Source organism: Streptomyces palmae, from assembly GCF_004684805.1.
GTDB classification, from domain to species: Bacteria; Actinomycetota; Actinomycetes; order Streptomycetales; family Streptomycetaceae; genus Streptomyces; species Streptomyces palmae.
Window position 1 is genome coordinate 1 of record NZ_SRID01000436.1, and the last position, 5,307, is coordinate 5,307.

A 5,307-nucleotide genomic window follows, 5' to 3' on the forward strand; every position below is an offset into this window, starting at 1 on the left:
GCCCGCTACATCGGCCCCGGCCCCCGCGGCCCCCAGGAGATCGAGGGCCACGGCGCCCCGGCCACGCACTGAGCGGAGCCCCGTCCTGACGGGGAGCGCCTGGCCTGCACGGCTAGCGACCCGGCAGCCGTACGCCCCCGGGTGCCCTCCACCGCACCTCACTGGTGGAGGGCACCCGCGGCGGACCCACCGGGGGCGGCACCCCCGCTCGCACCGGGCGCCTGGTCGCGGGTGGGCACCGGGGTGCCGAAGGCGGGCCCGAGGACTTCGGCACACCGGTCCGGCCCGGGCTCGGGTGGCACTCTCGCTCGGCGAGGCGGCACGGCCCGGCGGGGCACTCTCGCCCCGCGAGGCGGCACGGCCCGGCGGGGCACTCTCGCCCCGCGAGGCGGCATGGCTCGGCGAGGCGTACGACTCACCGAACCCGCCCGCTACTCCTCGCGGTTGAGAACCCCGTCCAGAATGCTCGCCCACTGCTCCACGATGCGGTGCCGGCGGGCCGTGTCGTCGGTGAGCAGGTTGGCCAGGCCCAGGCCGCGGCCCAGGTCGAGCAGGCCCTGTACGGTCTCGCGCACCCCGGGCCTGGCCTCGTCGGCGCCGAGCAGCCGGACCGCCATCCGGTGGGTCTCCCGGCCGACGCGGGCCTCCAGGTCGGTGACCCGGTCGCCCAGCTGGGGCTCGTTGGAGGCGGCCACCCACAGCTGGAGTGCGGCCCGGAACAGCGGGCCGGTGTAGAGGTCCACCAGCTCCGCGACGATGGTCCGGGTACGGGCGATGGTGCCGGCCGGCGGCAGGTCCCGGGCCAGCGCCCGCAGCGCGTCCGACCGCTTCTCCGCGACGTGTTCCACGGCGGCGGTGAACAGGTCCTCCCGGGTGGGGAAGTGGTGCTGGGCCGCGCCGCGGGAGACCCCGGCCCGCTCGGCGACCACCGCCACCGTGGAGCCCGCCCAGCCGTGTTCGGCCAGGCAGTCCACGGCGGCGGACAGCAGCCGCTGCCGGGTGGCCCGGCTGCGGTCCTGCTTGGGGGAGGTGGCGGTCCGGCCGCCGCCCCGCACCGGTGGCACGGTAGGGCTCACCGCAGCCACGCCGGGTCCCGCCGCTCCAGGAAGGCGGTCATCCCCTCGCGCGCCTCCGCCGAGGCGAACAGCCGCGCGGACTGCTCGGCCAGCGCCTCGGTGTCGCGGTCGAAGGCGCGCAGCAGTTCCGCGGTGACCAGCCGCTTGGACTCGGCCAGCCCCTGCGGTGAGCCGCGCCGCAGCCCGTCCAGGATCGGCGCCAACGCCCGGTCCACGGCCTCCGCCCCATCGGCCGCCTCCACGGCCTCCGCCGCCAGCGTCACCAGCCCGATACGGGCCGCCTCGGCCGCGTCGAACCGCTCACCGGTCAGGTAGTAGCGGGCCGCCGCACGCGGGTCCAGCCGCGGCAGCAGCGGCAGCGAGATCACCGCCGGGGCGAGCCCCAGCCGGGCCTCGGTGAAGGCGAACCCGGCTCCCGGCCCGGCCACCGATATGTCGCAGGCGCCCAGCAGCCCGAGCCCCCCGGCCCGTACCTGCCCGGTGACCCGGGCCACCACCGGCAGGGGCAGCTCCACGATGGCGCGCAGCAGCGCCACCAGGTCGCGGGGGCCGAACCGGCCCGCCTCGCGGAGGTCCGCCCCGGCGCAGAAGGTGGTGCCGGTGTGGGTGAGGAGCACCGCTCTTATGTCCGGCGCGGCCTGCGCGGCGACCAGCCCGGCGTGCAGTTCGGCGACCAGGCGGCCGGAGAGCGCGTTGCGGTTGTGCGGCGAGTCCAGGGTGAGGGTGGCGATCCCGCCGATGTGCTCGCCGCGGATCAGCGGCTGCTCGGGCGCCGGGGCGCCCGCGCCCGTCATGTCGTTCACGGTGTCCGACTCCCTTCGGCGGCGCGCAGTTCGCGCCTGAGGATCTTCCCGGCGGCGGAACGCGGCACGGAGCCGATGAACTCCACCCGGCGCACCTTCTTGTACGGGGCCACCTGCCCGGCAACGTACGCCATGACCTGCTGCTCGGTGAGTTCGGCCCCCGCCCGGGGCACCACGAACGCCTTGGGAACCTCCTCCCCCACCTCGTCCACCACCCCGATGACCGCCGCGTCGGCGATGTCCTCATGGGCGAGGAGCACGGCCTCCAACTCGGCCGGCGGCACCTGGTACCCCTTGTACTTGATCAACTCCTTGACCCGGTCCACCACGAACACCCAGCCGTCCGCGTCGATCCGGCCGACGTCCCCGGTGCGCAGCCACCCGTCCGCGTCGATCATCGCTTTGGTGTCGGCCGGGCGGCCCAGATAGCCCTTCATCACCTGCGGGCCGCGCACCCAGAGCTCGCCCTCCTCGCCCGGTCCCAGGTCGCGCCGCGGTTCGTCCAAGGAGACCACCCGCATCTCGGTGCTGGGCATCAGCTTGCCGACGCTGCCCAGCGGCGCGTCCTTGGCGTCCCGCGGCACCGCGTGCGTGGCGGGCGAGAGTTCGGTCATCCCGAACCCCTGGAGCAGCGACGGGATGCCCAGCCGCCGGGCGCAGGCATCGGCCAGCTCGGCGTCGAGCGGGGCCGCCGCGCTCAGCACCACCCGCAGCGAGGACAGGTCGTAGTCGTCCACCGAGGGGTCCTTGGCCAGTGCCAGGGCGATCGGCGGCGCCACGTACAGGGTGGTCACCCGGTACTTCTCGATCGTCGCCAGCAGCTGCCCCAGCTCGTAGCGGGGCAGTACGACCACGCCGGCACCGGACCGCAGCGGACCGTTCATCAACACGGTCAACCCGTAGATGTGGAAGAAGGGAAGCACCGCCAGCACCACGTCCTGGGTCTCGGTGTACACCAGGGTGTTCTGCTGCACCAGGTTGGTGGCGATGCTGCGGTGGGTGAGCATCACGCCCTTGGGCATGCCGGTGGTGCCCGAGGAGTAGGGCAGCGCGGCCACGTCGGTGCCCGGGTCGATGTCCACCACCGGCTCGGGCGCGGTGCCGGCGAGCAGGTCGCGCACCGAGCGGTGGCCGGGCGCCTGGTCGCAGACGAGGATCTCCCGCACCCCGCCGACCGCCTCGGCCGCCTCCCGGGCCGCCGGCAGCAGCGCCCCGACGGTGACGATCCACGTCGCCCCCGAGTCCCGCAGCTGCTTGGCGAACTCGCCCGGGGTGGCCAGCGGATGGACCGTGGTGACCGAGGCACCGGCCCAGGTCGCGGCGTAGAACACGGACGGGTACGCCACCGAGTTGGGGCTGTGCAGGGCCAGCACGTCCCCCTTGCGCACCCCGGCCTCGGCGAGTCCGGCAGCGATCCGCCGGGTGGCGTGCTCCAGCTCGCGGTACGTGACCACGGTGCCGTGCACCCCGTCGATCAGCGCGGGCCGGTCCCCGTACTCGGCGGCGCGTCCCAGGACCGCCTGGTGAATGGGCAGGTCGACGGGCTGCACATCGGGGTACTCACTGCGGAACACCATGGCGACTCCTCCGGCCGAATCCACGACACGGGACCCGGTGTGGCCCCGACCGCACCAAGCCTGCTGCCTTCAGTAGGACTTGGGGAGACCCAGGGTCTGATGCGAGACGAAGTTGAGGACCATCTCCCGGCTGACCGGGGCGATCCGCGCCACCCGCGCCCCGGTGATCAACGAGGCCAGCCCGAACTCGGTGGTGAGCCCGTTGCCGCCCAGGGTGTGCACGGCCTGGTCCACCGCCTTGACCACCGCCTCGCCCGCCGCGTACTTGGCCATGTTGGCGGCCTCGCCCGCGCCCATGTCGTCCCCCGCGTCGTACAGGTACGCGGCCTTGCGCATCATCAGCCGGGCCAGTTCCAGTTCGATGTGGGACTGCGCCAGCGGATGCGCCACCGCCTGGTGGGCGCCGATCGGCTCCTTCCACACCTGACGGGTCCGGGCGTACTCCACGGCCTGGCCCAGCGCGTACCGGCCCATCCCGATGGCGAACGCGGCCGTCATGATCCGCTCCGGGTTGAGCCCGGCGAACAGCTGGAGCAGCCCCGCGTCCTCCTCCCCCACCAGCGACTCGGCCGGCAGCCGCACCTCGTCCAGCACCAGCTCGAACTGCTTCTCCGGCGCCTGCACCTCCATCGGGATGTGGTGGTACGCGAAGCCCGGCGTCTCCCGCTCCACGATGAACAGGCAGGGCTTGAGCTTCCCGGTACGGGCGTCCGCGGTGCGCCCCACCACCAGCACCGCGTCCGAGACGTCCACCCCGGAGATGAACACCTTCCGCCCGCTGAGCACCCAGTCCGCGCCGTCCCGCCGGGCGGTGGTGGTGATCCGGTGCGAGTTGGAGCCGGCGTCCGGCTCGGTGATGCCGAAGGCCATCCGCAGACTGCCGTCGGCCAGCCCCGGCAGCCAGCGGCGCTTCTGCTCCTCGGCGCCGAACCGGGCGATCACCGTGCCGCAGATGGCCGGCGAGACCACCATCAGCAGCAGTGGGCACCCGGCCGCGCCCAACTCCTCCAGCACGATGGACAGCTCGGTTATCCCGGCGCCGCCGCCCCCGTACTCCTCGGGCAGGTTCACCCCCAGGTACCCGAGCTTGCCCGCCTCGGCCCACAGCTCCGCCGGCTGCTCGCCGGCCGCCGCGATCCGAGTGAAGTAGGCCCGCCCGTACCGCTTGCCGAGGGCCGCCACGGCCGCCCGCAGCGCCGCCTGTTCCGGTGTCTCGACAGTGCTGGTCATCTCGTGACTCCTCACATCTCGTCCGGTTCGACAACCGCCAACAGAGCGCCGACCTCCACCTGGCTGCCGCATCCGGCGGGCAGCGCGGTCAGTGTCCCGTCGGCCGGAGCGTTGATCTGGTGTTGCATCTTCATGGCCTCGAGCCAGAGCAGCGGCTGTCCCGCGACCACCCGGCCGCCCACCGCCAGCCCCTCGGCGACCCGCACCACCGTCCCCGGCATCGGTGCCAGCAGGGACCCCGGCACCGCCTCCGCCTCCGGCTCCGGGAAGCGCGGCAGCACGCTCAACGAGCAGGCGCCCAGCCCGCCGTCCACCTCCACCCGGTCCCCGTACCGCGCGACCGAGAACCGCCGCGCCACCCCGTCGATCTCCAGCACCACCAGCCCCGGCTCCACCGCCACCGCCACGGGCCCGTCCACCACCTCGTATCCGCCCCGCCGCAGCCGGTAGCGGACCTCATGGACCTGCCCGCCCGGCTCCACCCGGTACGACCTGCGCTGCGGCTCGGAGGGCAGGTTGCGCCACCCGCCCAGCCGCGCCACCACCGACCCCGCACGCGCGTTGCCGGCCGCCTCCGCCAGCGCCGCGGCCACCGCCGCGAACTCCCCCACCCGCCCGTCG

General features: G+C 74.3%; 5 protein-coding genes. All 5 read right to left on the bottom strand.

Annotation, left to right across the window (positions count from 1 at the left end; genetic code table 11):
• Nucleotides 1–431 precede the first annotated feature (431 nt).
• The gene (locus tag E4099_RS28590) at nt 432–1,064 is read right to left on the bottom strand and encodes a TetR/AcrR family transcriptional regulator (RefSeq protein ID WP_386389699.1); all 633 of its coding nucleotides are present in this window, start codon (nt 1,062–1,064) and stop codon (nt 432–434) included.
• 8 nt (nt 1,065–1,072) lie between these two features.
• Nucleotides 1,073–1,870, bottom strand: a complete 798-nt coding sequence (locus E4099_RS28595) for an enoyl-CoA hydratase family protein (protein WP_135342023.1) — start codon at nt 1,868–1,870, stop codon at nt 1,073–1,075.
• 5 nt (nt 1,871–1,875) lie between these two features.
• Complete coding sequence (locus E4099_RS28600) at nt 1,876–3,453, bottom strand: 4-coumarate--CoA ligase family protein (RefSeq protein ID WP_135342024.1); 1,578 nt, start codon at nt 3,451–3,453, stop codon at nt 1,876–1,878.
• A 72-nt stretch (nt 3,454–3,525) separates the two neighbouring features.
• The gene (locus E4099_RS28605; protein WP_135342022.1) at nt 3,526–4,686 is read right to left on the bottom strand and encodes an acyl-CoA dehydrogenase family protein; all 1,161 of its coding nucleotides are present in this window, start codon (nt 4,684–4,686) and stop codon (nt 3,526–3,528) included.
• Between the two features lie 11 nt (nt 4,687–4,697).
• Nucleotides 4,698–5,307, bottom strand: a 610-nt coding sequence (locus tag E4099_RS28610) for an acyl-CoA carboxylase biotin carboxyl carrier protein subunit (protein ID WP_342451954.1), incomplete at its 5' end; no start/stop codon positions are given.

What these genes read in the sequence shown, in the direction of transcription:
- E4099_RS28595 (WP_135342023.1), bottom strand. Translation starts at nt 1,870, where the DNA reads ATGACGGGCGCGGGCGCCCCGGCGCCCGAGCAGCCGCTGATCCGCGGC.
- E4099_RS28605 (WP_135342022.1), bottom strand. Translation starts at nt 4,686, where the DNA reads ATGACCAGCACTGTCGAGACACCGGAACAGGCGGCGCTGCGGGCGGCC.